We start from the raw sequence: 23,895 nt of genomic DNA, 5'->3' as shown, positions 1-23,895 counted from the left end.
CGAGGCGCCCCGGAACGACCCGTTCAACAACAGGACGCTCAAATGAACGCCCCCACGAAGCCCGGCTTCACCGACTACATCGTCAAGGACATTGCGCTCGCCGATTTCGGCCGCAAGGAGATCTCGCTAGCCGAGACCGAGATGCCCGGCCTGATGGCCACCCGCGAGGAGTTCGGCCCCAAGCAGCCGCTGAAGGGCGCGCGCATCGCGGGCTCGCTGCACATGACGATCCAGACCGCGGTCCTGATCGAGACGCTGGCCGCGCTCGGCGCCGACATCCGCTGGGTCTCCTGCAACATCTATTCGACCCAGGATCACGCCGCGGCCGCGATCGCCGCCGCCGGCATTCCGGTGTTCGCGATCAAGGGCGAGACGCTGACCGAGTACTGGGACTACACCGCGAAGCTGTTCGACTGGCACGGCGGCGGCACGCCGAACATGATCCTCGATGACGGCGGCGACGCCACCATGCTGGTGCATGCCGGCTACCGCGCCGAGCAGGGCGACACCGCCTTCCTCGACAAGCCGGGCTCCGAGGAAGAGGAGATCTTCTACGCGCTGGTCAAGCGCCTCCTGAAGGAGAAGCCGAAGGGCTGGTTCGCCGAGATCGCCAAGAACATCAAGGGCGTCTCGGAAGAGACCACCACGGGCGTGCATCGCCTCTACGAGATGGCCAACAAGGGCACGCTCCTGTTCCCGGCGATCAACGTCAACGACAGCGTCACCAAGTCGAAGTTCGACAACCTCTATGGCTGCCGCGAGTCGCTGGTCGACGGCATCCGCCGCGGCACCGACGTGATGCTGTCGGGCAAGGTCGCGATGGTTGCCGGCTTCGGCGACGTCGGCAAGGGCTCGGCCGCCTCGCTGCGCCAGGCCGGCTGCCGCGTCATGGTCTCCGAGGTCGATCCGATCTGCGCGCTGCAGGCGGCGATGGAAGGCTATGAGGTTGTGACCATGGAAGACGCGGCGCCGCGCGCCGACATCTTCGTCACCGCCACCGGCAACAAGGACATCATCACCATCGAGCACATGCGCGCGATGAAGGATCGCGCCATCGTCTGCAACATCGGTCACTTCGACAACGAGATTCAGATCGCCGCGTTGCGCAATCTGAAGTGGACCAACATCAAGCCGCAGGTCGACGAGATCGAATTCCCCGACAAGCACCGCATCATCATGCTGTCGGAAGGCCGGCTCGTGAACCTCGGCAATGCGATGGGTCACCCGTCCTTCGTGATGTCGGCCTCCTTCACCAACCAGACGCTGGCGCAGATCGAGCTGTTCGCCAACAACAAGGACAGCAAGTACGCCAAGAAGGTCTACGTGCTGCCCAAGACCCTCGACGAGAAGGTCGCCCGCCTGCACCTCGCCAAGATCGGCGTCAAGCTGACCGAGCTGCGCAAGGACCAGGCCGACTACATCGGCGTCAAGCAGGAAGGTCCGTACAAGTCGGATCACTACCGCTACTGATCCGCGCCCGCAGCGATCGATCACGTGAAGAGCCCCGGCATCGCCCGGGGCTTTTTGCTGGGGTGACGCATGCAACAGATGGGCCGCCTTCGCGGCGGAACGACGCTCTGACGTCGCCAAATACCCCGTCGTCGTCCCTGCCTGGTGCGCAATTGCGCACTAGGCAGGGACGACAGCGAGTCTGTTGCACGACTGGATCATACGTCAGCATTCTCGCGACATGAATGTCCGAGCTTTGCGCTTCGTCCCGCCCTCTCACCTCTTGGCGTCACTCCAACGCCCGCGCCGTGCCGTGCCCCAGTTGCCGTGAGATCTCGCCCGCACAATCGCGCAGCGCAGTTGCGATTGCGCTGTCCCAACCGGCGTCGAAGGTGCCCTCCGGCCCCATCGCGGTGATGACCAGCGCGACGTGGCCGGCGTGATCGAACACCGGCGCGGCGAAGGCGTTGACGCCGGGCAGGGGATCGCCGATCGCGCGCGCCAGCCCGCGGCTGCGGACCTCGGCGAGGATCTCGGCCGTTTTCGCGTCCGCCGGCGGACGCTTCGGATTGTAGCCGACACCGAGGCGATCGAGGCCGCTCTCGAGCGCGGTCCTGATCGCGTTCGGCGGCATGAAGGCGGCGAAGGCGCGGCCGGTCGCGGTCTCGAGCAGCGCCACCACCGATCCAACGCGCATCGCGATGTGCACCGGATGGCTCGGCTCCTCGAGCCGCACCACGGTCGCGCCGTGGGTGCCCCAGACCGACAGCGACACCGCGTGATTGATGCTGTCGGCGAGCGCTGCGATCCGCGGCGTTGCGATCCGCACTGCGGACTGCCGGCGCAGGCTGATCAGGCCGAGCTCGAGCGCCAGCGCCCCGATCTCGTAACGGCCAGTGGTCTCGTCCTGCTCGATCAGGCCGATGCGGGAAAAGCTGACGAGATAGGGATGCGCCTTGGCCGGCGGCATGCCGGCTTCGCGCGCGAGATCGCGCAGCATCATCGGTTCGCCGCTGCGGGCCAGCGCGCGGAGCAATTCTCCGCCGACCTCGATCGACTGTATGCCGCGGCTCTCTCTCGTCATGTGGCCCTGTTTGGGTTCGCGCGTTCGCACTTAGCAGGAAACCTTGCCGTCCGCGAGACGTCGATCTGCGCGGAAGTCGTTGTGAGTGACAGGTCCCCACCCGTCATCCTGAGGAGCCCGCGAAGCGGGCGTCTCGAAGGATGCACGGCCAGCTGGTGGCCGATCCATCCTTCGAGACTCGCTCCGCTCGCACCTCCAGCGACAAAGGCGAAGCCTTTGCGCGGGGATGACGGTACTCACAACTTGCTTCTCTCCGCCGCCACGCCGGCGATGTGCTTGCCCGCGATGTAGCCGAAGGTCAGCGCGGGCCCGAGTGTGATGCCGGCGCCGGGATAGTTGCCGCCCATGATGCTCGCCATGTCGTTGCCGGCGGCATAGAGGCCGGCAATCGGCTGGCCGTCGGCGTCGAGCGCACGGGCATTGGCATCGGTCCTTATGCCGGCGTAAGTGCCGAGATCGCCGATCACCATCTTGATGGCGTAGAACGGCCCGTGCTGGATCGGCGCGATGCAGGGATTGGGCCCGTGCAGCGCATCGCCCTGGTAGCGGTTATAGGCACGCGAGCCCTTGCCGAAGGCGGGATCGCGTCCCTCCGCCGCGGTGGTGTTGAACTCCGCGACGGTCGCCTCGAGCGCCTTGGCGTCGATGCCGGCCTGCGCGGCGAGCTCCGCCAGCGTCGCGCCGCGCTTGAGATAGCCGGTCTTCAGATGATGGCCGAGCGGCATGGGGCGCGGTGGCACGCAGCCGAGGCCGTATTTGCGCAGCGTCTCGTGATCGCAGATGAGATGCGCCGCGATCTCCTCGCCGGGCTTCGCCGCCTTGATCATCGCCTGCACGAAGTCGTGGTAGGAATTGCCTTCATTGGCAAAGCGCCTGCCGTCGGCCATCACCGCGATCACGCCCGGCTTGGCGCGATCGATGAAATGCGGCATCACGCCCTTCGAGCCGTCCTTGCGCGTCGTGACCGAGACCGGCACCCACGCCGCGGCGTTCGGCAGCGAGTCGTCGACGCGGCCGCCGGCGGATTCCGCAAGACGCAGGCCGTCGCCGGTGTTGCCGGTCGGGCCCGGCGAATAATGTTCTTTTCCAGTGGGGGCGTGCGTAAACATCTTTTGCCGTCGCGCGACGTCATGCGGAAAACCGCCGCAGGCGAGCACCACGCCACGCTTGGCGTTGACGCGGATCGTGCGCCCTTCACGCACGACGACCGCGCCGCGCACCACGCCGTTCTCGACGATCAATTCGCGCACCGGCGAGTTGAGCCAGAGCGGGATCTTGAGGTCGAAGGCGGATTTCGCCAACCGTCCGGCGAGCGCGTTGCCGTTGGTCAGCGTCATGCCGCGGCCGTTGCGCATCACGTCGATGGCGTGCTTCGACAGCCGTTTGGCGACATAGGCCGCCGAGGTCAGCGACCGGGTCGCGCGCATGAAATGCACGATCTCCTTGCCGGAGCCGAGCATCATGCCGAACACGGTGAGCTCGGGCAGGGGGCTGCCGAGATCCTTGAGAGCGTCGCCGAGCTCGTGGGCGTCGAACGGCCGCGTCACCATCGAGCGGCCGCCCTGCGCGCCGCCCGGCGCTTCCGCATGATAGTCCGGGAAGGTCAGCGGCATGTCGAAGCGTACCGCGGTGCTGGTGGTGAAGAAGTCGACCGCCTTCGGCCCCTCGGTCAGGAACGCATCGACGCGGGCGGCGTCAAAGCTGTTGCCGGCCTCGTGGCGCAGATAGGTTTTGGCCTGATCGGGGCTCTCCTCGATGCCCCAGGCCTTGGCCAGCGAGGTGCCGGGGATCCACAGCCAGCCGCCGGAGCGCGCGGTGGTGCCGCCGAACCGCGGCTCCTTCTCGACCACCAGGACCTTGAGGCCGTGATGGCCGGCGGTGACCGCCGCCGACAGCCCGGCGCAGCCGGAGCCGACGACCAGCGCGTCGCAATCATAAGCTTCTTCGTTGGCCACGCGATCGATCCTATTTCTTGAGCAGCGGGCACTTCGACTCGGAGACCGGACGATAGGCGTCCTCGCCCTTCACCGTCTTGACGATGTCGAGATAGTCCCACGGTTCCTTGGATTCCGAAGGCTTCTTCACCTTCGCCAGATACATGTCGCGGATCACGCGGCCGTCCTCGCGCAGCTTGCCGCCATGCACGAAGGTGTCCTCGATCGGCAGCTCGCGCATCTTGGCCATCACCGCCTTCGGATCGTCGGTGCCGGCGGCCTGGATCGCCTTGAGATAATGCAGCACCGAGCCGTAGACGCCGGTCTGGATCATGGTCGGCATCACATTGGCGCGGGCGTAGAACTTCTTCGACCAGGCGCGCGTCTTCTCGTCCATGTTCCAGTACGACGCCGTCGTCATGTAGGTGCCTTGCGCGGCGTTGAGGCCGATCGCATGCACGTCGGTGTCGAACATCAAGAGCCCGACCAGCTTCTGGCCGCCCTGCACGAGGCCGAACTCGCCGGACTGCTTGATCGAATTGTCGGTGTCCTGGCCGGCATTGGCGAACGCCACCACGTCGGCCTTCGAGCTCTGCGCCTGCAGCGCAAAGGAGGAGAAGTCGGCGGTGTTGGTCGGATGCTTGACGCTGCCGAGCACCTTGCCGCCCATCTCGTTGATGAAGCGCGTCGCGTCCTTCTCGAGCTGCTGGCCGAAGGCGTAATCCGCGGTGACGAAGAACCAGGACTTACCGCCTTCCTTGATCACGGCCGAGGCCGTCACCTTGGACAGCGCGTAGGTGTCGTAGGCGAAATGCACCGTGTTGGGGCTGCACAGTTCGTCGGTCAGCGAGCTCGCGCCGGGACCGGACAAGAGCGCGATCTTGTTGCGCTCGCGCACCATGTTGTGCACGGCGATCGCGATGCCGGAATTCGGGATGTCGACGACCGCGTCGACCTTGCCGTTGTCGAACCAGCCGCGCACGACCTGCACGCCGACATCGGTCTTCATCTGGTGGTCGGCGGAGATGATCTCGATCGGCTTACCGAGCACGGTGGGGCCGAATTCCTCGACCGCCATCTTGGCCGCCTCGACCGAGCCCGGGCCCGAATTGTCGCGTCCCCAGCTCGACAGGTCGGTCAGCACACCGATGCGCACGACGTCGTCGGAAACCTGGGCGTGAGCGGCCGTGGTCATCGCCGCGACAATGGCTGCCGCCAAAAACTGTCTCATCATTCCTCCCTTTGGATGTCCGCGTTCTTCGGCGGGTCACCTCAGGATTAGTAATTGCCTAATCAGTTTGTCAATGGCGAATTCGATGTGTGAATAGTGTCATAAAGTTGGCACCAGTGCGGCGCGACGCTTCACATTTGGTGAGCGAACGCTTACATGGCTGGTCCGGGACGGCACCGCGGCAACGATTCCGGCTCATTTGCCAGACCGCGCCGCAGTGCCGTCACTATGAAACAGGGGAATTTTCGCGGACGGCGACGCGTTTCGCCGCCCGGACTGGGCCGCCCGTCAGGGGAACGGCTCCTGCTGGGCGGGGCATGAAGAGCGTCGGCGGGCAGCGATCATACACGGATCATGTTGAGACAGCTCTTCGCGCCGCAGCTCGTCATTCTTTACGTGCTGGTGGCCTCTACGCTCTACGTCCACTTCCGCGGCAAGCAGCGGTTGCGCTTCGCCCGCCAGCTCGGCGATCACTCGACCTACCTCGCGCCCTACAATGTGCTGATGTATGCTGGCTCCGCCGTGCCCAACACGCCGGTGATTCCGGTCGAGCAGTTTCCCGAGCTCAAGAAGCTCTCCGACAATTGGGAGACGATCCGCGACGAGGCCACGCGCCTGTTCGACGAAGGCTTCATCCGCGCCGCGGCCAAGAACAACGACTGGGGCTTCTATTCCTTCTTCAAGAGCGGCTGGAAGCGCTTCTATCTGAAATGGTACGACGACTTCCTGCCGTCGGCGCGGACGCTGTGCCCGAAGACGGTGGAGCTGCTCAACTCGATCCCGAACGTGCATGGCGCGATGTTCGCGATGCTGCCGCCGGGCGGCAAGCTCGGGGCGCACCGCGATCCCTTCGCCGGCTCGCTGCGCTATCACCTCGGACTCGTGACGCCGAACTCGAACCAGTGCCGCATCCTCGTCGACGGCGTCGAATGCGTCTGGCGCGACGGCGAGGCCTTCATGTTCGACGAAACGTTCATCCACAGCGCCGAGAACAAGACCGACGTCAACCGCATCATCCTGTTCTGCGACGTCGAGCGCCCGATGAAGTTCGGCTTCATGACGGCGATGAACCGCTGGGTCAGCCACAACATCGTCAAGGCGTCGGCGACCCAGAACGTCGACGGCGAGCATGTCGGCGCGCTGAACAAGGTGTTCGGCAAGCTCTACGAGATCCATCTCGCCAGCCGCAAGGTCAAGGAGTGGAATCGGAACGTGTATTACACGCTCAAATATTCCGCGATCGCGCTGATCCTCGGCCTGATCGTGATGTCGGCGCTGCACTGATTGCAGAGGCGTTGCCGCGTTGAAAACAAAAGCCCCGGAGCATGCTCCGGGGCTTTCTGTCTGGGACGAGAGCTGTGAGGCGGAACAGCGTCAGTCGCGCTCGAAAACCTTGGCGCCGGGGTAGATACGCCTGGCGTAGGCGACGACCCACTCGCGGTCCTGGGTCTCCAGGAACGGAGTTCGGATCTTGCACGACCCGACGATAAGGTGCCACAGGCCGTTCAGCTTCTGAATGTTGACGATCATCTGAGTGTTCCTCGAAACCCGCGTTCCAGTCGACACCTGCTACCCGTGACAGTCTTGCGATTGACGGCTCGGAGCAGTGATCCTGATCACGCTGGAGTAGCCGCGAGTGTAAAAATCTCTCGCCATCGCTCAACTGTACGGGCGTAAGCACGGGCCATCACAAGGAATAAGGCGGGCTATACCAAGGTATGTTGGTGTCGGTCCGCAGCTGCAGCCGCAGCGTTCGGGGCCGTTCAACTTTGCGCGGCGGCGCGCCTTCGCACTCCGATCCGTTACATGGGCGTGATAACGTCCGATCTGGCGTTTCGCATTGAGGGGACCTTGCCATGTCGGAGTCATCAGGAGCTTTTGCGACCACTGCGCTGAGCGGCTACGAGCTGCTGGCCGATCCGCAGCTGAACAAGGGCACGGCGTTCTCCGAGGCCGAGCGCGAGGCGTTCGACCTGCACGGCTTGCTGCCGCCCAATATCTTGACGCTGGACGAGCAAGTCTCGCGCCGCCTCGAGGCGCTCCGCGGCTTTGAGACCGACATCGAGCGCTATGCCTTTCTGCGCGAGCTGCAGGACACCAACGAGACGCTGTTCTACGCGCTCCTGGTCGGCAACCTGGAAGAGCTGTTGCCGATCGTCTACACGCCGACCGTCGGCGAGGGCTGCCAAAAATTCAGTCGGCTGTTCCGCAAGCCGCGCGGGCTGTTCCTCAGCATCCCACATCAGCACCGGATCGACCGCATTTTCGCCCATCCGCGCTTCGATCACGTCGAGGCGATCGTGGTGACCGACGGCGAGCGCATCCTCGGCCTCGGCGACCAGGGCGCCGGCGGCATGGGCATCCCGATCGGCAAGCTCGCGCTCTATACCGGCTGCGGCGGCCTGCATCCGGCAACGACGCTGCCGATCATGCTCGACGTAGGCACCGACAATCCCGATTGCCTCGCCGATCCGCTCTATGTCGGCTGGCGCAACGAGCGCGTCCGCGGCCAGGCCTATGACGACTTCATCGAGGCGTTCGTCGCGGCGGTGGTGAAGCGCTGGCCGCGCGTCCTGCTGCAATGGGAGGACTTCGCCAAGAACAACGCGACGCGCATGCTCGAGCGCTATCGCGACCGGCTCTTGACCTTCAACGACGACATTCAGGGCACCGCGGCGGTGGCGACCGGCGCCTTGCTCTCCGCGATCAACGTCACCGGCGTGCCGCTCACCGAGCAGCGCGTCGCCGTGCTCGGCGCGGGCTCGGCCGGCTGCGGCATCGCCAGCCTGATCCGCGCCGCGATGGTCGATGCCGGCCTGTCCGAGAGCGAGGCGGCGAAGCGCTTCTTCATGGTCGACCGCGACGGGCTGCTGCTCGAGGGTATGAGCGGGCTCGCCCCGTTCCAGCTTCCGTTCGTGCAGAACAGGCAGGCGATCGCGGGCTGGCAGCTCAGCCATCCCGACAAGATCGCGCTGCTCGACGTCGTGCGCAACGCGAGGCCGACGGTGCTGATCGGCGTCTCCGGCCAGGCCGGCGCTTTCTCCGAACCGATCGTCCGCGCGATGGCCGAGTGCAACAAGCGGCCGGTGATCTTCCCGCTGTCCAATCCGACCTCGCGCGAGGAGGCGACGCCGGTCGATATCGAGGCGTGGACCGAGGGGCGGGCGCTGATCGGCGTCGGCAGCCCGTTCCCGCCGATCATGCGCGACGGCGCGCGCTTCAAGGTCGACCAGACCAACAACTCCTACATCTTCCCGGGGGTCGGCGTCGGCGCGCTCGCGGTCGGTGCCAGCCGGGTCAGCGACGGCATGTTCATGGCCGCCGCCAAGGCGCTGGCCAGCGTCTCGCCGGCGCGCGACAACCCGAAGCACAATCTGCTGCCGCCGGTCAGCGCGTTGCGTGACGTCTCGCAGACCGTGGCGCTTGCGGTCGCGCTGCAGGCGCACAAGGAGGGATTGGCGAGGGACGTTCCGATCGACCAGGTCGAGGCGCGGATTCACGCCAAGGTCTGGACGCCGCGCTACGTGCCGTACCGCCGCAGCGATCGGGCTTAGAGCTCGGCGCGGCGGCGCGGCGCGATCTTCCGCGCCGCGCGCGGGCCGCATCGATTTTGCGACCATCATGATCGGGGTGGGCCGGGCTCGACCCCGCTCGCGTCTACTCGACGGGCTTGACCGAAGTAAGAATTTCCTTCAATCTTGGTATGCCAAATGCCAGTGGCGATCCTTCGGGGATTTGGACGTCGCGGTGTCCGCAGCCCGCGATCGCACAACATCGACGCAACGAGGAAACGGGGAGGGAAGTCGAATGGCCAATCTTGGCATGTCGCGCAGGGAGTTGCTGATCGGGTCCATGCTCACGGCGGTCGCCGCGGCGGCGCCGCGACCGCTCCGGGCCCTCGACAATACGGGCGCGCTGGCGCGATCGAAGACTGGCATGGTGACGAGCCCGCACGAACTTGCCACGCAGGCAGGGCTCGAGGTGCTGCGCAAGGGCGGCAATGCGATCGAGGCGGTCATCGCCATCGGTGCCACGCTGTGCGTGACCTATCCGCATTTCAGCGGCCTCGGCGGCGACAGCTTCATGGTGATCAGCGACCGCAAGGGAAATGTGCGGACGCTGTCCGGTGCAGGTCAGGCTGCACTCAACCTGCCGAACTACAGCGGCTCGGTCCCGATCCGGGGGCCTGGGTCGGCGCTGACCGCGGCCACGACCGTCGACGTCTGGGACCAGGCGTTCGATTTCAGCCGCAAGTCCTGGGCCGGAAAGCAGAGCTGGGCGTCGCTGTTCGAGCGCCCGATCGAATACGCCGGCAAGGGCTTCCCGGTCACGCCGTCGCAGCGCTTCTGGCAGGACATGGAAGCGAAGAACCTGAAGGACTGGCCCGACATCCAGCGCATCTTCATGCCCGCCGGCCGGATGCCTGAAATCGGCGAGCCGCTGGTCCAGCCTGAACTCGCGAAATCGCTGGAGATGCTGGCGGCAAATGGCGGGCGTGATTTCTACGAAGGAAAGCTCGCCGCGCGCATTGCGGCCGGACTGAAGCAGATCGGCTCGCCGCTGACCGCCGACGATCTGGCACGCTGCCGCGCGCGCGACGAGACGCCGTTGCGCGTCGGCTATCGCGGCGGCGAGCTGCTCGGGCTGCGCCCGCCGACGCAGGGTCTCACGACACTCGAGATCATGGGTATCCTCGACCGCTTCGAGCTCGCGAAATATCCGGAAGGGAGCGCGGACTACTATCACCTGCGTGGTCGAAGCGGTGAAGCAGGCCTTCATCGACCGCAGCCGCTACATCGGCGATCCGGAATTCGTCGACGTTCCGGTCAATCAGCTGCTCTCGGCGAGCTACCTCGACGCGCGCGCGAAGGCGATCAACCTCGAGAAGGCGATGCCGTGGCCGCACGTGTTCAAGAAGGGCGACACGGTTTATCTCGCCGCGACCGACCGGGACGGCAATTGCGTCAGCATGCTGCAAACCGTCTACTACGATTGGGGAAGCGGCATGGTGGCCGGCGACACCGGCATCATCTGGCACAACCGCGGTGCGTCGTTCAACCTCGACCCGGCGAGCCCCAACTGCCTCAAGCCGGGCAAGCGGCCGTTCCACACGCTCAATCCGGGAATCTACCTCAAGAGCGGACGGCCGCATCTGCTGTACGGCACGCAGGGAGCCGACGGGCAGCCGCAGACGCTCGCGGCGGTGCTGACCAGGCTGATCGACTACAACATGGATCCGCTTACCGCGCTGTCGCGACCGCGCTTCCTGCTCGGCAAGACGTTCTCCGATGCGCGCGACAGCCTGAAGCTGGAGAAGGATGCCGGTGAAGCGGTGTTCAAGGCGCTCGCCGGGCGCGGCCACGAAATCAGTCCGATACCGGCCCAGAGCCCGCTCGCGGGACATCCGGGTGCGATCCGGATCGACGCCGACGAAAGCATCACCGGGGCGCATGATCCGCGCAGCGACGGGCGGGCGCTCGGGCTGTCATGAGACGAAGCGCGGCAGATTGACGAAGCCGCCCGGCGGCTGCCGCATCCGGCAGCCATCTGCGAAGCATGGTCCCCCCCGGTGGGCGAGCGGTGGCGGACGACGCCCTCGACGCGTTGCGATCTGTCGCTCGCCATGGCCGACTGAAGGCCGACTAAAGTTCAAGCCTCGACGGTCCGTTCCGGTGGAACTTTCCGGCGCGCCTTATCGTTTGTGCTCAAACAAACCACAGTCAATATCCGTCCGGGGGCCTGTGCGAGGGAGACACCTCCATGGCAAGATTTGGCCCAATGCTTGGTCTGACCCCCGGCCTCGACGCCAACCGGCTCACACCATCCGAGCATCAGCTGCAGATGCGCCGTGCGGTGATCGCCTCCACCGTCGGGACCGCGATCGAGTGGTATGACTTCTTTCTCTACAGCACCGTCACCGGCCTGGTGTTCGCAAAACTGTTCTTTCCGCATTCCGATCCCTGGGTCGGCACGCTCGAGGCCTTCGCCATCTATGCGGTCGGCTTCGTCGCGCGGCCGATCGGGGCTGCGATCTTCGGGCACTATGGCGACCGCATCGGCCGCAAGTCGACGCTGATCGCGACGCTGCTGTTGATGGGACTGGCGACCGCGGCGGTCGCATTGGTGCCGACCTATTCCAGCATCGGCATCTGGGGCGCGGTGATCCTGACCGTGTTGCGCTTCATCCAGGGCGTCGGCGTCGGCGGCGAATGGGGCGGCTCGGTGCTGATGTCGATGGAATGGGCGCGCAACGATCGCTCCCGCGGCCTGATCGCGTCATGGCCGCAATTCGGCGTGCCCTGCGGACTGTTCCTCGCCAATCTCGCGGTGCTGGCTTTCAGCCAGATGTCGGGCGACCAGTTCCTGTCGTGGGGCTGGCGCATTCCGTTCGCGCTCAGCATCGTCCTGGTCGGTGTCGGCCTCTACATCCGGCTCGGCATTCTGGAAACGCCTGTGTTCAGCAAGCTGCTGGCCGAGCGTCAGCTCGACCGCACGCCGATGCTGACGGTGATCCGCGATCATCCGAAGGAGATCCTGCTGTCCGCCTTCGCGCGGATGTCCGAGCAGGCGCCGTTCTACATCTTCACCGCCTTCGTGTTCTCCTACGGCGTCGGAACGCTGCACGTGTCGCGTGACTTCCTGCTGACCGCGGTGCTCGCGGCCTCGGTGCTGTCGTTCGTCTCGATCCCGCTGTGCGGGCACATCTCCGATCAGATCGGCCGCAAGAACATGTACATGATCGGCGCTGCCGTGACCGGCGTATTCGGCTTCATCTATTTCGCGATGCTTAACACCGGATCGGAAACGATCATCTTCCTTGCGATCTTCCTGTCGCTGATTCCGCACGACATGCAGTACGGCCCGCAGGCGGCCCTGATCGCAGAGAGCTTTACTGGTCGCCTGCGCTACAGCGGCGCCTCGCTAGGCTATCAGCTTGCTTCCGTGATCGCCGGCGGTCCGGCACCGCTGATCGCGACCTGGCTGTTCGGCACGTTCCATTCGGCGACCGCGATCGCGGCCTATATCGCGGCTTGCGCAATCATCACGCTGGTCGCGACCGCGATGATGACCGACTACACGGGCAGGGACATCAATGCGCCCGAGGCGCATCAGCAGCGGGTTTGAGTAGCAAGGGAGCAATCGATGATGAAGTGGCGAAAAGAATCCGCGCTCGATCTCTATAACCTCATCGCAGCGATTTTCCTGCTCGCTGCGCCGTGGCTGTTCGTGCGGGCCAATCCGACGGCGGCGATCGATCTCAGGATCAGCGGCGCGGCGATCGCGATCATGTCGCTGGCGGCGATCGTCGCGTTCTCGATCTGGGAAGAATGGATCAACCTGGTCGTCGGATGCTGGCTGATCGTCTCGCCGTGGCTGCTCGGCTTCACGCATACCCGCGCGATGCATTTTGCCATCGCCGCCGGCGCGGTGGTGGCATTCATGGCGCTGCTCGAGCTGTGGCTCGAATACGAGAAAACGCATTTCGGCCCGGCGGCGCCGCAGGCCGCCGAAAGGCAGTAGGATCCGCCGCCGGCGAGACCGAGGGGTGTGGCTCCTTGTCTTTGAGCATGACCTCCTCGGAAAACCGCTCCGCGCTTTTCCGGATCATGCTCTAGCAGCCGCGGCAAATCCCCTTGATCTTGCGGTCGACGATCGCGTCCTCCTGATCGATGATCTGCTGCGATGTCGATGTCGTCGCCGGAATATCGGCGGCGCGCGGCTGGCGATGGCCGACCGGCGCCGACCACGGCCTGCTCGCGGTTTCGTTTGACGCGTAGGCGCGGGGCTGCTGGACCGCCGCCTGTGCGAAGCAAGCGGTCGCCATTGCCGCGGACATAATCGCAGCCAAGCCAAGTCGTACGGCGGGTCGTTGAAGATCGATCATGAAAACCTCCATATCGTCGTCGCCGCGTTTTGCGCGCGGCCTTGATGACATGGAGTGCCCCGGTCGTTCCGGTATTCCCCGCTCCATCCGATGTGATCGGGCGCTCGCGGCGCGGTGATCGCGCGTGATGAAATAATTTCGGGGCGCTCGCGGTCCTTGATCACAGGAGCCGAGCTAGGTCGGCTTCACCCACCGTACGGAGAAATCCCATGACCAAATTGACCCTCGCGGCGCTTGCGCTGGTTGCCGCAGCCGCCTGTTCGGCGCAGGCGTCGGCCGCCGGCAACAACGCTGCGGTGCGGCGCGCCAATGCTTCGATGACGACAACGACGGTCAGCAGCAAGACCACCGATTGCGTGCGCGCGCCGAAGGTTGGATCGTTCGCAACCGCTCCCTTCACCGAGCCGCCCTGCATGCCCGGCACGATGCGCTGATGGCGCACAGCAAAAAGCCCCGGACCTGAGGTCCGGGGCTTTGGGCCTTGCCTCGTTCCTGAGGCGGTTATTCCGGCTTGCCGATCGTCACCGCGAGCTTGCCGACGCCGTCGACACCGCATTCGAGCTTGTCGCCCACTTGCAGCTGCGAGACGCCCGCGGGCGTGCCGGTCATGATGATGTCGCCGGCGGCGAGCTTCACCTGCTGCGAGAGCTGCCAGATGATTTCAGGCACGTTCCAGATCAGCTCGGTGAGGTCGCCCTTCTGGGCTTCCTTGCCGTTGACGGTGAGCCAGATCTTGCCCGCGGTCGGGTGGCCGATCTTCGCGGCCGGCTGGATCGCCGAGCACGGCGCGGAATAGTCGAACGACTTGCCGATCTCCCAGGGCCGCTCCTTCTTGCGCGAGGCGATCTGCAGGTCGCGGCGGGTCAGGTCGATGCCGACGGCATAGCCGTAGACATGCTCGAGCGCCTTGTCGGCGGGAATGTTCAGCCCGCCGCTCTTCATCGCCACCACTAGCTCGACCTCGTGATGCAGGTCCTTGGTCAGTGGCGGATAGGGGATGATCGCGCCATCGGGCACCAGCATGTCGGCATGCTTACCGAAGAAGAACGGCGGCGCGCGCTCGTCATTGCCCATCTCCCTGATATGCTCGAGATAGTTGCGGCCAACGCACCAGATGCGGCGGACCGGATAGGTGCCGGATTCGCCGACGACGGGAAGCGAGGGCTGCGGGGGAAGCGGAATGACGGTGGATGCGGCGTTCATGAACGGGTCCCGGAGGGTTGAAGAGGGAGCGCGGGCGGTATTTACGCGCTTACGCCGCTCAGGGCTAGTGGCCGCGGCTGCATCCGGCGCAGAGGTGAGGCCAGCTTTCCGCCGAGCGCAGCCGCCTTTGGTCGACAAAGGCGGTGGTGTCCATGAGGAAATGGCTTTCGATCGGCCTGGCGCTGGTCGCCGCGGTCCTGATCGCCGCCGCCGTTCGCTTTTTCACGGTCGTCCCGGAGCGGATCGACCGGGCGCAGAACAGGGTCCAGCGCGTGGCGCTGGATATCACGCCCGCCGCTACGGCCCTGCAGGCGTCGCTCGACGTGGCGGACATGCATGCGGACAGCCTGCTGTGGAAGCGCGACCTGATCGCGCGATCCGATCGCGGCCATATCGACCTGCCGCGCCTGATCGAGGGACACTACGCGCTGCAGGTGTTCTCGTCGGTCACCAAGTCGCCCAAGGGCCAGAACTATGATGCCAACGGCGCCGACACCGACACCATCACGAACCTCGCCATCATCGATCTGCAGCCGCCACGGACGTGGTTCTCGTTGCTGCAGCGCTCGCTGTGGCATGCCGAGAAACTGCGGAGCTTCGCCGAACAGTCCGCCGGACGGCTGCGCCTGATCGCAACGCCGGCCGACCTCGATCGCCTGCTCGCCGACCGCAAGAGCGGCGCGACGGTGGTTGGCGGCATGCTCTCGATCGAGGGTTTGCAGGACATCGAGGGCAATATCGCCAATCTCGACGTGCTCTACGCCGTCGGATTCAGAATGGCCGGTCTCGCTCACTTCTTCGACAATGATGTCGCGGGCTCGATGCACGGCGTCGCAAAGGGCGGACTGACGCCGCTCGGCCGGCAGGTGGTGCAGCGGATGGAGGCGATGGGCATGATCGTCGACCTCGCGCATGCGAGCCACGCGGCGGTCGCCGAGGTGCTGGCGATGGCGACGCGCCCGGTGGTCTCGAGCCATGGCGGCGTTCAGGCGACCTGCAAGGTCAACCGCAACCTCACCGACGACGAAGTCCGCGGTGTCGCGCGGACCGGCGGCGTGGTCGGCATCGGTTTCTGGCAAGGCGCGGTCTGCTCGCTCGATCCGAACAACGTGGCGCGGGCGATCGCGTATGTCCGCGACCTGGTCGGGATCGACCATGTCGGCCTCGGCTCGGATTTCGACGGCTCGACCACCACGGGCTTCGATGCCAGCGAGATCGTCGCCGTGACCCAGGCGCTGATGTCGCGCGGGTTCTCGGAGGACGACATCCGCAAGGTGATGGGTGGCAATGTCCTGCGCGTGCTGCGCGCAGGCATTGCCCGGAGGGGATGACAGGCTCTAGCCGGTGGCGCTGATCGGCGCCAGCGCCAGCGGCGACGGGTCGTGGTGGTGCTGCAGGCGGAAGAACGAGGCGTAGCGGCCGCCGCGGCGCAGCAGCTCCTCGTGCCGTCCGCGCTCGACGATCTCGCCGCCCTCGACCACCAGGATCGCATCGGCATGCATGATGGTGTGCAGGCGGTGCGCAATCACGATTGTGGTGCGGCCCTGGCAGAGATGCTCGATCGCTTCTTGCACCTGCTTCTCGGACTCCGAGTCGAGCGCGGCGGTGGCCTCGTCGAGCAGGATGATCGGCGCGTTCTTGATCAGCGCGCGGGCGACCGCGATGCGCTGGCGTTGCCCGCCGGACAGCTGGGTGCCGTGCTCGCCGACCGGCGTGTCGTAGCCGAGCGGGAAGCTCATGATGAAGTCGTGCGCGCAGGCGGCCTTGGCGGCGTCGACGATCTCTTGCTCGGTGGCGCCCTGCTTGCCGAAGGCGATGTTGGCGCGGATGGTATCGCGGAACAGATAGACGTCCTGTCCGACATAAGCGGTCTGCTGCCGCAGCGACTTGCGCGATACTGACGAGATCGGCTGTCCGTCGATCAGGATGTCGCCCTCGCGCGTCTCGTAGAAACGAAGCAGCAAGGCCAGCACGGTGGATTTGCCGCCGCCGGAGGGGCCGACCAGCGCGGTCACCTTGCCAGGCTCGGCCACGAAGCTCATGCGGTTCAGCACCGGCTCGCCCGGCCGATAGGCGAAGCTGACGTCGCGCAGTTCGATCTGCGCCTCGGAGAGTTTCAGCGCAGGCTTGCCGTCATCGGACTGTTCGCTCGCCGGGCTATCGACCACCTCGAGCAGCATCCGCGCGCCGACCAGCTGGCTGTTGAGGTCGATGTTGAGCCGCGCCAGCCGCTTGGCCGGCTCGGTCGCCATCAGGAAGGCGGTCAGGAACGTGAAGAACTGGCCCGGCGTGGAACCGAGCGCCACCACGCTGTAGCCTCCATACATCAGGCAGCCGGCGACCGCGAAGCCGCCGAGCATTTCCATCAGCGGATTGGAACGGTTGGCGACGCGTGCCATCTTGTTGGCATTGCTCTCGACGGTTGCGATGTGCTCGTCGATCCGCTGCTGCATGGTGCCTTCCAGCGTGAACGCCTTCACGGTGCGGATGCCCTGCAGCGATTCCTGCATCGTCTCCATGATGTCGGCGGTGCCGGTGAACTGGTTGTAGGCGAGCCCCTTGATCCGCTTCACCAGCCTGCGCAGCATCAGCATCGCCGGCGGCACTGCCACGAGCCCGATGAACGACATCAGCGGGTCCTGCCAGACCATGACGGCGACCATGCTGATCAGCATCAGGAAGTCGCGGCCGATCGCATTGACCAGCATGTTGAGTACGTCGGTGATCGACTTGGCGCCGGCGGTCAGCCGCGCCAGGAATTCCGACGAGTGCCGCTGCGAGAAGAAGCCGATGCTCTCGCTCATCAGCTTGGCGAATAGCTGCCGCTGGTTGCTGGCGAGGATGGCGTTGGAGATCTTGTTCAGGATCACCATGTGGCCGTAGGTCGCCACGCCCTTGATGAACAGCAGCACCACCGTGATCCCGGCGAACATCGCGATGCCGGGGATGTTCTTGTCGACATAGGCCTGGTTGATCACCTGGCCGAGCACGTAGGTGGCGCCGGCCGTCGAGCCGGCCGCAACGGCCATCAGGGCGAACGCCGTCAGATAGCGCCGCCAATAGGTAATCCCTTGTTCCATGACGAGGCGGCGAATCAGGATCGCCGCGCCATAGGGATCGTCGGTAATTTTCTTTGGAAACTGGGCCATCCGCGTTCCATTGACGGCGGGCAGCGCCGGCCGTCAGGGTTGCGGGACCTCCTTGCCCGCTTGGCGGGGCTTTTTCAAGCACAATAACTGCTTGATAACGGTTTGTTTTTTAGGCCGATTCCGCCTGTCGCGCGGAGCCCGCGCGCTCCCGGAACAGCTTCTCCTCCCAGGCCAGCGCGTGGCTCGCGATGGTCTCGAGATCATCGTAGCGCGGCGTCCAGTCGAGCAGCGAGCGGATCCTTGTCGTGTCGGCCACCATGGTCATGATGTCGCCGGGCCGGCGCGCGGCGTAGGCGACCGCGAAGTTGCGCATCGAGACCCGGCGCACCGCCTCGATCGTCTCGAGCACGGAATAGCCGCGGCCATAACCGCAATTCATCGTCACCGATTGCCCGCCGGCGCGCAGATAGGACAGCGCCGAGCGATGCGCCTCGACGAGGTCGCTGACATGGATGAAGTCTCGGATGCAGCTGCCGTCCTGGGTCGGATAGTCGGTGCCGAACACGTCGATCTTGGCGCGCTGGCCGGTCGCGGCCTCGACCGCGATCTTGAGCAGATGGGTGGCGCCGATGGTGGCAAGGCCGACGCGGCCCTTCGGGTCGGCGCCGGCGACGTTGAAGTAGCGCAGCACGACGTAGCTCATGCCATGAGCGGATGCGACGTCGTGCAGCATGATCTCGGTCATCAGCTTCGACGAACCGTAGGGCGACAGCGGACGCGTCGGTGCGATCTCCGGCACCGGCACCTGGTGCGGATTGCCGTAAACGGCCGCGGTCGAGGAGAAGATGAAGCGGCTGACGCCGCCCTTCACCGCCGCGTTGAGCAGGCTGCGCGTCGTCATAGTGTTGTTGCGGTAGTAGCCGAGCGGATCGCGCATCGAGTCCGGCACCACGACGGAGCCCGCGAAATGGATGATGCTGTCGATGCCGTGCTGGGCGATCACGCCCTCGACGAGATTCTCGTCGCTGGCATCGCCGATGAACAGCGCCACGCCTTCGGGCAGGAACGCGGAGAAGCCGGTGGAAAGGTTGTCGATCACGACGACGCTCTCGCCGGCATCGACCAGCGCATGAACCATGTGACTTCCGATATAGCCGGCGCCGCCGGTCACGAGCACGGTCATGGATAGAGCTCTCCCGATGTTCTTTAACTGGCGATGCTAGCGGGAGTGCGGTGAAGAGGGGGTTTCGCCGCGGCCCAACTGGCCACTATGCTTAATGTTGCGTATAGGAACTGGCACGAAACGGAGACTTGAGTGCCGATCGAGAACACACCTGCCCGCGAGCTCGAGCTCATCGTGCCCAATCTGCACCGACGCTATTCGGGTGTCACCGCGACCAACCGCATGGTCGCGCCGAAGCTCGCCAAAATGTTCCGCGCAGGCTGGCTCGGCTCGCATCGGCCCGACGGCATCGACGCGATCGGATTCGCCGGTCTCCTGCGGCTGTGGCGGCGCGCATCGCCGCTGATCTGGCATGCACGGCGCAACGACGAGATGATCGTCGGGCTCGCGCTGCGTGTGCTCGGTTGGCCGCTGAAGCTGGTCTTCACCTCGGCCGCGCAGCGCCATCACACCTGGCTGACGCGCTGGCTGATCCGCAACATGGACGCGATCATCGCCACCAGTCCGCTGTCGGCCTCCTATCTGAAGCGCGACGCCACAGTGGTGATGCACGGCGTCGACACCGATCGTTATGCGCCACCGGCCGATCGCGCGGCAGCCTTCGCCGAGAGCGGACTGCCGGGACGCTATGCGATCGGCTGCTTCGGGCGGGTGCGCGCGCAGAAGGGCAGTGACGTCTTCGTCGAGGCGATGTGCAGGCTGCTGCCGCGCTATCCCGATTTCACCGCCGTCATCGTCGGCGCCGTGGTGCCGGAGCAACTGGCCTTTGCCAACGAGCTGAAGCGGAAGATCGAGGCCGCCGGCCTGCAATCGCGCATCATCATCACGGGCGAACTGCCGATCGAGGACGTCGTGCGCTGGTACCAGCGGCTGACGATCTACGCCTTCACCTCGCGCAATGAAGGTTTTGGCCTGACCCTGATCGAGGCGATGTCGGCAGGCGCGGCGCTGGTGGCGGCGCGCGCGGGCGCGGCCGAGTTCGTCGTCGAGGACGGCGTCGCCGGCGTGCTGACGCCGCCTGGCGATGCCGACGCGCTGGTGGCCGCGCTGGAGCCCTTGATGCGCGATCCGGCAGCGGCCGCGGCGATGGGGGCGCGGGCGCGGCAACGAGTTGTGGATAAGTTCAGCCTCGATGCCGAGGCGAACGTGATCGCGGCGGTCTACCGCGCGCTGACCTGAGCCAGCACGCGCTGCGCAATCTCCACGACCTCTTCGGGGGCGATGTCGCGCATGCAGCGATGATCGTTCATGGTGCAGACCGTGCGCTGGCACGGCTGGCACGACAGCTTGCTCCTGGTCTGCAGCACTGTCGCGGCGAGGCCGTTGAGGGGCGCCCAGAGATAGGGATCGGTCGGGCCGAAGATGCCCATGGTCGGCGTGCCGATTGCGGCGGCGATGTGCATCAGGCCGGAGTCGTTGGTCACAGCGACGCTGGCCGCGGCCATCGCAAGAATGCCGTTGCGCAGATCGGTGCCGGTGAGGTCGCGGACCCGCGCGCCGCCGGCTGCCGTGATCTCCTGCGCCAGCGCCTTCTCGCCGGGGCCGCCGACCACCCAGACGTCGAAGCCGCGTTCGGCGAACAGGCGCGCGGCCTCCGGATAATAGGTCCAGCGCTTCGAGGCGCCGACCGAGCCGGGGCCGAGCGCGATGGCGGGACCGCGGCCGAGGCCGTTGGCCTGCCGCCAGCGTTCGATTTCGTCCGCGGGAACCCGAAGCTGCGGCACCGGCCATTCCGGCGGGCGGGCAGTGCCGTCAGGCAGCGCCAAGATTGCGTTCTTGTCGATGAAGCGCGGCTGCTGCTTTTCACCCCATCGCATCGCGTTGATCAGGCCGAACCGCACCTCGCCAAAGAAGCCGACCCGTTCCGGGATGCCCGCCAGCGCCGGTGCGAGAGCGGCCTTCCAGGTCCGCGGCAGCACCAGCGCGGTGGCGTAGTTCCGTCGGCGGAGCTCGGCCGCGAGCGCCTGCTGCTGGGCCAGCGCCAGCCGGCTGCGCGGCAGGTCGGACACGATCCCGGCGCGAACATCGGGCATATAATCGACCAAAGGGGCGCAAAGCCTGGATGTCAGAAGGTCGATCGGCCGGTTCGGCCAGCGCTTGCGGAGCACCCTGACCACCGTGTGGCCGCGCACGAAATCGCCGATCCAAACATAGGGCACCACGAGGATAGGTCTGGTATCCCCGGTATCCTGTGTTTCGATATCAGATATTGAATCGATATTCATTTCTAAATAGGCCAGGGCCGATCGGGCGCGGCCAAGTCGGTAACCGGTTCGCGATGAGAGGTAAAGCCGTCGTTGCCTGTGACGCGGGAGTGGGGCAAAGCTGACGGCTGCAAAGGAATCTGGCGGGATTTCATCATGTTTCTGGTAACCGGGGGCGCCGGTTTTATCGGATCGAACGTCGTGGCCGCGTTGAACGACGCCGGGCGCAGCGACGTCGCGGTCTGCGATCTGCTTGGGCAGGACGGCAAGTGGCGGAACCTGGCCAAGCGCCAGCTTGCCGATGTCGTTCCGCCGGCCGAGCTTGGCGACTGGCTGAAGGGGCGGCGGCTCAGCGCCGTGATCCATCTCGGCGCCATCTCCGAGACCACGGCAACCGACGGCGACCTGGTGATCGAGACCAATTTCCGTCTCTCGATGCGGCTGCTCGACTGGTGCACGGCGAATGCCACGCCGTTCATCTATGCCTCCTCGGCCGCGACCTATGGCGACGGCGAACAGGGGTTTGACGACGACGCGTCGGTCGAGGCGCTGAGGCGGCTGCGGCCGATGAACCTGTACGGCTGGAGCAAGAACCTGTTCGACCTTGCGGTCGCCGAGCGCGCGGCGAAGGGCGAGCCTCTGCCGCCGCAATGGGCCGGGCTGAAATTCTTCAACGTGTTCGGCCCCAATGAATATCACAAGGGCCCGATGATGAGCGTGCTGGCGCGCCGCTTCGACGACATCAAGGCGGGCCGCGTGGTGCAGCTCTTCAAGTCGCATCGCGAGGGCATCGCCGATGGCGATCAGCGCCGCGACTTCATCTATGTCGACGACGTCGTGCGGGTGATGATGTGGCTGATCGCGACGCCGCGGGTCTCCGGGCTGTTCAATGTCGGTACCGGCAAGGCGCGCAGCTTCAAGGACCTGATCGTCTCGGCCTATGGCGCGCTCGGGCTGGAATCGAACATCCAGTATGTCGACATGCCCGAGCAGATTCGCGACAGTTACCAGTACTTCACCCAGAGCGTCGTCGATCGTCTCGGACGCGCCGGATACAATGGCGGTTTCACTCGCCTGGAAGACGCAGTCGGGGCCTATGTGAAGGGCTTTCTCGATCGCGCGGATCGCTATCGCTAGAGCGGATGACGGTGACTGATGTTCGATTTTGAAGCGATCTCGCGTGCCATGTCCGGCCAGACCGTGCTCTGCGTCGGCGACCTCATGCTCGACGAGTTCGTCTATGGCGAGGTGTCGCGGATTTCGCCGGAGGCGCCGGCCCCGGTGATCGCGGTCAGGCGCAGCGAGACCAATATCGGCGGCGCCGGCAACGTCGCGCGCAACATCGCCGCGCTTGGCGGGCGCTGCATCTTCGTCGGCCTGATCGGCGAGGACGCCGCCGGCGCGGTGCTGGCCGAAGCACTGGCGAAGGAGCCCGCTATCGAGACCGTGCTGGTGCGCGACGCCGCGCGTCCGACCACGCGCAAGGTGCGCTTCGTCTCCGAGCAATTTTCGACCCACATGCTGCGCTCCGACTGGGAACTCGCCGCGCCGGCCGCGCCGGCCATCGAGCAGCAGCTGATCGATGCGATCCTGCCGCGTCTTGCGCGGGCCGACATCGTGCTGCTGTCGGACTACGCCAAGGGCGTGCTCACCGCGCGCGTGATCCGCAACGTGATCGACGCGGCGCGCCAGGCGCAAAAGCGCGTTATCGTCGACCCCAAGAGCGCCAACCTCGCGATCTATCGCGGCGCGACCGTGCTGACGCCGAACCGCAAGGAATTCGCCGAAGCGACCCGCAGCCGCGCCGATAGCCAGGACAGCATCGCGCAGGCCGCGCCCGATGCGATGTATCTCGCGGATTGCGAGGCGATGCTGGTGACGCAGGGCGAGCGCGGCATGACGCTGGTGACGCGGGGCGGCGAGTCGATCCATGTGCCGGCGCTGCCGGTCAAGGTGCGCGACGTCTCCGGCGCCGGCGATACCGTTGCCGCGGCGCTGGCGCTGGCGCTGGCGGGCGGCGCCGACTGGGAGGGCGCGCTGCGGATCGCGAGCGCGGCGGCGGCGGTTGCGGTCGGCAAGACCGGTACCGCGATCGTCAAGTCCGCCGAATTGCGCCGAAGGATTCTGCCGCACGCTTCGCTGGCGGCCGAGGAGAAGATCGTCGCGGCCGGCGGCGACATCGATGCATGCCTCGAGGAGTGGCGCAGGCAGGATCTGCGCATCGGCTTCACCAATGGCTGCTTCGACATCCTGCACCCCGGCCACGTCAAGGTGCTGACCGCCGCGCGCGGCGCCTGTGACCGCCTGGTCGTCGGGCTGAACAGCGACGCCTCGGTGAAGCGGCTGAAGGGCGAGGGACGTCCGGTGCAGGACGAGCGCGCCCGCGCCGAGGTGCTGGCGGCGCTGGAAGCCGTCGACCTCGTCGCGATCTTCGAGGAGGACACGCCGATCAATCTGATCACGCAGGTACGGCCGAGCGTTCTGGTCAAGGGTGGCGACTATACCCGCGAGCAGGTGGTCGGCCACGAGATCGTCGAAGCCGCCGGCGGCGAGGTGGTGCTGGTCGAGATCCTGCCCGGCCACAGCACGACGTCGCTGGTTGCGCGGGCCCGTGAGGGCAAGGCGTGAGCGCA

The 23,895-nt window shown here is 65.8% G+C and carries 19 protein-coding genes and 1 pseudogene; 11 read left to right on the top strand and 9 right to left on the bottom strand.

The window, feature by feature from the left end; all coding sequences use genetic code 11:
• Nucleotides 1–42 precede the first annotated feature (42 nt).
• Nucleotides 43–1,470, top strand: coding sequence for an adenosylhomocysteinase (gene ahcY / locus ACVMIH_RS14845; RefSeq protein WP_057016727.1), 1,428 nt, complete (start codon nucleotides 43–45; stop codon nucleotides 1,468–1,470).
• 268 nt (nucleotides 1,471–1,738) lie between these two features.
• Here the strand turns inward: ahcY and ACVMIH_RS14840 are convergent, their stop codons facing one another.
• From ACVMIH_RS14840 to ACVMIH_RS14830, 3 genes are all read right to left on the bottom strand, one after another.
• Nucleotides 1,739–2,533, bottom strand: a complete 795-nt coding sequence (locus tag ACVMIH_RS14840) for an IclR family transcriptional regulator (RefSeq protein ID WP_057016726.1) — start codon at nucleotides 2,531–2,533, stop codon at nucleotides 1,739–1,741.
• Between the two features lie 236 nt (nucleotides 2,534–2,769).
• Entirely contained in the window at nucleotides 2,770–4,488 is a 1,719-nt protein-coding gene (locus ACVMIH_RS14835) for an FAD-dependent oxidoreductase (RefSeq protein ID WP_456862319.1), read from the bottom strand.
• 10 nt (nucleotides 4,489–4,498) lie between these two features.
• Nucleotides 4,499–5,701: an ABC transporter substrate-binding protein gene (locus tag ACVMIH_RS14830; RefSeq protein ID WP_433994802.1), complete on the bottom strand. Its 1,203-nt coding sequence runs from the start codon at nucleotides 5,699–5,701 to the stop codon at nucleotides 4,499–4,501.
• Between the two features lie 351 nt (nucleotides 5,702–6,052).
• Between ACVMIH_RS14830 and ACVMIH_RS14825 the strand changes: the two genes are divergently transcribed.
• Nucleotides 6,053–6,982 carry an aspartyl/asparaginyl beta-hydroxylase domain-containing protein gene (locus ACVMIH_RS14825; RefSeq protein ID WP_456862317.1) on the top strand — a complete coding sequence of 310 codons (930 nt, stop codon included), beginning with the start codon at nucleotides 6,053–6,055 and terminating at the stop codon, nucleotides 6,980–6,982.
• A gap of 90 nt (nucleotides 6,983–7,072) precedes the next feature.
• Here the strand turns inward: ACVMIH_RS14825 and ACVMIH_RS14820 are convergent, their stop codons facing one another.
• Nucleotides 7,073–7,228, bottom strand: a complete 156-nt coding sequence (locus ACVMIH_RS14820; protein WP_016843659.1) for a hypothetical protein — start codon at nucleotides 7,226–7,228, stop codon at nucleotides 7,073–7,075.
• A 326-nt stretch (nucleotides 7,229–7,554) separates the two neighbouring features.
• Here ACVMIH_RS14820 and ACVMIH_RS14815 point away from each other — a divergent pair, with 326 nt between their 5' ends.
• From ACVMIH_RS14815 to ACVMIH_RS14800, 4 genes and pseudogenes are all read left to right on the top strand, one after another.
• The gene (locus ACVMIH_RS14815; protein ID WP_076825783.1) at nucleotides 7,555–9,252 is read left to right on the top strand and encodes an NAD-dependent malic enzyme; all 1,698 of its coding nucleotides are present in this window, start codon (nucleotides 7,555–7,557) and stop codon (nucleotides 9,250–9,252) included.
• A gap of 298 nt (nucleotides 9,253–9,550) precedes the next feature.
• A pseudogene (gene ggt, locus ACVMIH_RS14810) lies at nucleotides 9,551–11,189 on the top strand (gamma-glutamyltransferase).
• Between the two features lie 287 nt (nucleotides 11,190–11,476).
• A complete protein-coding gene (locus ACVMIH_RS14805; protein ID WP_016842171.1) occupies nucleotides 11,477–12,823 on the top strand; it encodes an MFS transporter in 1,347 nt (448 codons plus the stop codon).
• A 21-nt stretch (nucleotides 12,824–12,844) separates the two neighbouring features.
• Nucleotides 12,845–13,219 (top strand): SPW repeat protein, encoded by a 375-nt coding sequence (locus tag ACVMIH_RS14800; RefSeq protein ID WP_229191981.1) that lies wholly within the window; start codon nucleotides 12,845–12,847, stop codon nucleotides 13,217–13,219.
• 91 nt (nucleotides 13,220–13,310) lie between these two features.
• Here ACVMIH_RS14800 and ACVMIH_RS14795 read toward each other — a convergent pair whose 3' ends face one another.
• Nucleotides 13,311–13,583, bottom strand: a complete 273-nt coding sequence (locus ACVMIH_RS14795) for a hypothetical protein (protein WP_456862315.1) — start codon at nucleotides 13,581–13,583, stop codon at nucleotides 13,311–13,313.
• Between the two features lie 209 nt (nucleotides 13,584–13,792).
• Between ACVMIH_RS14795 and ACVMIH_RS14790 the strand changes: the two genes are divergently transcribed.
• Nucleotides 13,793–14,017 carry a hypothetical protein gene (locus ACVMIH_RS14790; RefSeq protein ID WP_057016719.1) on the top strand — a complete coding sequence of 75 codons (225 nt, stop codon included), beginning with the start codon at nucleotides 13,793–13,795 and terminating at the stop codon, nucleotides 14,015–14,017.
• 67 nt (nucleotides 14,018–14,084) lie between these two features.
• On the opposite strand, the gene ACVMIH_RS14785 is transcribed toward ACVMIH_RS14790, so the two are convergent.
• Complete coding sequence (locus ACVMIH_RS14785) at nucleotides 14,085–14,786, bottom strand: fumarylacetoacetate hydrolase family protein (RefSeq protein WP_076825777.1); 702 nt, start codon at nucleotides 14,784–14,786, stop codon at nucleotides 14,085–14,087.
• A gap of 152 nt (nucleotides 14,787–14,938) precedes the next feature.
• Between ACVMIH_RS14785 and ACVMIH_RS14780 the strand changes: the two genes are divergently transcribed.
• A complete protein-coding gene (locus ACVMIH_RS14780) occupies nucleotides 14,939–16,117 on the top strand; it encodes a dipeptidase (RefSeq protein ID WP_456785405.1) in 1,179 nt (392 codons plus the stop codon).
• Between the two features lie 6 nt (nucleotides 16,118–16,123).
• Here the strand turns inward: ACVMIH_RS14780 and ACVMIH_RS14775 are convergent, their stop codons facing one another.
• Both ACVMIH_RS14775 and galE read right to left on the bottom strand, forming a co-directional pair.
• Complete coding sequence (locus ACVMIH_RS14775; RefSeq protein ID WP_057016717.1) at nucleotides 16,124–17,935, bottom strand: ABC transporter ATP-binding protein; 1,812 nt, start codon at nucleotides 17,933–17,935, stop codon at nucleotides 16,124–16,126.
• 109 nt (nucleotides 17,936–18,044) lie between these two features.
• Nucleotides 18,045–19,058 carry a UDP-glucose 4-epimerase GalE gene (galE, locus tag ACVMIH_RS14770; protein ID WP_456862313.1) on the bottom strand — a complete coding sequence of 338 codons (1,014 nt, stop codon included), beginning with the start codon at nucleotides 19,056–19,058 and terminating at the stop codon, nucleotides 18,045–18,047.
• Nucleotides 19,059–19,190: 132 nt separating this feature from the next.
• Here galE and ACVMIH_RS14765 point away from each other — a divergent pair, with 132 nt between their 5' ends.
• Nucleotides 19,191–20,237: a glycosyltransferase family 4 protein gene (locus tag ACVMIH_RS14765; protein WP_456862311.1), complete on the top strand. Its 1,047-nt coding sequence runs from the start codon at nucleotides 19,191–19,193 to the stop codon at nucleotides 20,235–20,237.
• On the opposite strand, the gene waaF is transcribed toward ACVMIH_RS14765, so the two are convergent.
• The gene (gene waaF / locus ACVMIH_RS14760; RefSeq protein ID WP_456862309.1) at nucleotides 20,219–21,283 is read right to left on the bottom strand and encodes a lipopolysaccharide heptosyltransferase II; all 1,065 of its coding nucleotides are present in this window, start codon (nucleotides 21,281–21,283) and stop codon (nucleotides 20,219–20,221) included. The two genes, ACVMIH_RS14765 and waaF, sit on opposite strands and share 19 nt — an antisense overlap.
• Nucleotides 21,284–21,418: 135 nt before the next feature.
• On the opposite strand from waaF, the gene rfaD reads away from it, so the two are divergent.
• Nucleotides 21,419–22,399, top strand: coding sequence for an ADP-glyceromanno-heptose 6-epimerase (rfaD, locus tag ACVMIH_RS14755; RefSeq protein WP_456862307.1), 981 nt, complete (start codon nucleotides 21,419–21,421; stop codon nucleotides 22,397–22,399).
• Between the two features lie 18 nt (nucleotides 22,400–22,417).
• A complete protein-coding gene (gene rfaE1 / locus ACVMIH_RS14750) occupies nucleotides 22,418–23,890 on the top strand; it encodes a D-glycero-beta-D-manno-heptose-7-phosphate kinase (RefSeq protein WP_057016713.1) in 1,473 nt (490 codons plus the stop codon).
• Nucleotides 23,891–23,895 lie beyond the last annotated feature (5 nt).

The sequence above is a fragment of the Bradyrhizobium sp. USDA 4503 genome, from assembly GCF_054055815.1.
The sequence above is the reverse complement of the archived record's forward strand: the minus strand, read 5'-3'. Positions and strand labels throughout refer to the sequence as shown.

What these genes read in the sequence shown, in the direction of transcription:
- ahcY (WP_057016727.1), top strand. Translation starts at nt 43, where the DNA reads ATGAACGCCCCCACGAAGCCCGGCTTCACCGACTACATCGTCAAGGAC.
- ACVMIH_RS14840 (WP_057016726.1), bottom strand. Translation starts at nt 2,533, where the DNA reads ATGACGAGAGAGAGCCGCGGCATACAGTCGATCGAGGTCGGCGGAGAA.
- ACVMIH_RS14830 (WP_433994802.1), bottom strand. Translation starts at nt 5,701, where the DNA reads ATGATGAGACAGTTTTTGGCGGCAGCCATTGTCGCGGCGATGACCACG.
- ACVMIH_RS14825 (WP_456862317.1), top strand. Translation starts at nt 6,053, where the DNA reads ATGTTGAGACAGCTCTTCGCGCCGCAGCTCGTCATTCTTTACGTGCTG.
- ACVMIH_RS14820 (WP_016843659.1), bottom strand. Translation starts at nt 7,228, where the DNA reads ATGATCGTCAACATTCAGAAGCTGAACGGCCTGTGGCACCTTATCGTC.
- ACVMIH_RS14815 (WP_076825783.1), top strand. Translation starts at nt 7,555, where the DNA reads ATGTCGGAGTCATCAGGAGCTTTTGCGACCACTGCGCTGAGCGGCTAC.
- ACVMIH_RS14805 (WP_016842171.1), top strand. Translation starts at nt 11,477, where the DNA reads ATGCTTGGTCTGACCCCCGGCCTCGACGCCAACCGGCTCACACCATCC.
- ACVMIH_RS14800 (WP_229191981.1), top strand. Translation starts at nt 12,845, where the DNA reads ATGAAGTGGCGAAAAGAATCCGCGCTCGATCTCTATAACCTCATCGCA.
- ACVMIH_RS14795 (WP_456862315.1), bottom strand. Translation starts at nt 13,583, where the DNA reads ATGATCGATCTTCAACGACCCGCCGTACGACTTGGCTTGGCTGCGATT.
- ACVMIH_RS14790 (WP_057016719.1), top strand. Translation starts at nt 13,793, where the DNA reads ATGACCAAATTGACCCTCGCGGCGCTTGCGCTGGTTGCCGCAGCCGCC.
- ACVMIH_RS14785 (WP_076825777.1), bottom strand. Translation starts at nt 14,786, where the DNA reads ATGAACGCCGCATCCACCGTCATTCCGCTTCCCCCGCAGCCCTCGCTT.
- ACVMIH_RS14780 (WP_456785405.1), top strand. Translation starts at nt 14,939, where the DNA reads ATGAGGAAATGGCTTTCGATCGGCCTGGCGCTGGTCGCCGCGGTCCTG.
- ACVMIH_RS14775 (WP_057016717.1), bottom strand. Translation starts at nt 17,935, where the DNA reads ATGGCCCAGTTTCCAAAGAAAATTACCGACGATCCCTATGGCGCGGCG.
- galE (WP_456862313.1), bottom strand. Translation starts at nt 19,058, where the DNA reads ATGACCGTGCTCGTGACCGGCGGCGCCGGCTATATCGGAAGTCACATG.
- waaF (WP_456862309.1), bottom strand. Translation starts at nt 21,283, where the DNA reads ATGAATATCGATTCAATATCTGATATCGAAACACAGGATACCGGGGAT.
- rfaD (WP_456862307.1), top strand. Translation starts at nt 21,419, where the DNA reads ATGTTTCTGGTAACCGGGGGCGCCGGTTTTATCGGATCGAACGTCGTG.
- rfaE1 (WP_057016713.1), top strand. Translation starts at nt 22,418, where the DNA reads ATGTTCGATTTTGAAGCGATCTCGCGTGCCATGTCCGGCCAGACCGTG.